Source organism: Bradyrhizobium sp. 164 (assembly GCF_023073715.1).
Classification (GTDB): Bacteria; Pseudomonadota; Alphaproteobacteria; order Rhizobiales; family Xanthobacteraceae; genus Bradyrhizobium.
In genome coordinates, this window is record NZ_JADPKA010000084.1 from 1 (window position 1) to 1,057 (window position 1,057).

A 1,057-nucleotide genomic window follows, 5' to 3' on the forward strand; every position below is an offset into this window, starting at 1 on the left:
GGGCTCTGACTCATATGTGGAACGGCCCGGGCTGCAAGGTCTTTCTCTGATTGAACAAGGAATGGCGGTGCGGTCATATGTTCGGCCTGTGAACGCGGCACCTGCCGCTGGCCACGATGATGTCCGCGGAAGCAATCGCCCAATCAATTTTGCGCGCTCGAAGCGCAGTGAGTCAGGCGGTCTGATTGCTACCGGGAATGTCGTCATTCAGTGTTCATCCAGATTGCACCCTGCCTCCTCGGCGGCTTTCTTTTTCCGCCGATGAGCTCTTAAGATTAAGATTTCAGCATTGCGGCCGGTGCCTGATAGATGCCGCCCTTGACTAGCAACGCCCAGATGGTGCGCGCAATCTTGTTGGCGAACGCCACTGATACGACCTTGACCGGCCGGCGTTGCAGCATGGTCCGAACCCAGAGCGGGACTTTCAAGCCTCGTTTGGCAAGCTTGATGATAGAAGTTGCACCGACGATTAAGAGCGTCCGTAGTTGCCGATTTCCCCGCTTCGATATCGCGCCGAGCCTTTCTTTCCCACCGCTCGATTGTGCTCTCGGCGTCAGACCCATCCAAGCCGCAAAATCTCGTGCAGTGGCAAAGCCACGAGCATCCAAGACCGATGTCCGAACGGTAGCGGCGATGAGAGGACCAACACCGGGAATGCTCATCAGACGCCTCGCATCGGGATCCTTTCTGACGGCAACCAAAATCTCTCTATCGAGCTTCTCTATGCGGTTTGTAAGTAGCTCAATCTGTTCAGCGAAATGGATCAGGGCAAAGCGGGCGGTGGTGGGGATCCTGTCGTCTTCCCCCTCCCGGAGCAATCCCAGAAGTTTCGCGATGCTTGCCATGCCCGTCCCCGCGATAATACCCAACTCGGCCATGTGCGCGCGCAGAGCATTGGCAGTCTGGCTCCGCTGTCTGATCAGCAGCTCTCGCGCCCGCAGAATCATACCGGCTGCTTGTTGTTCGGCAGTCTTCATCGGTACGAACCGCATCGTCGGACGGGTGACAGCCTCACAAATGGCTTCTGCATCCGCCATGTCGGTCTTATTTCGTTTGA

At 57.0% G+C, this 1,057-nt stretch carries 1 protein-coding gene; it reads right to left on the bottom strand.

What is annotated here, in order from left to right:
- Positions 1-275: 275 nt before the first annotated feature.
- The coding region (locus IVB01_RS26975) for an IS110 family transposase (RefSeq protein ID WP_247494994.1) at positions 276-1,057 on the bottom strand (782 nt) is incomplete at its 5' end.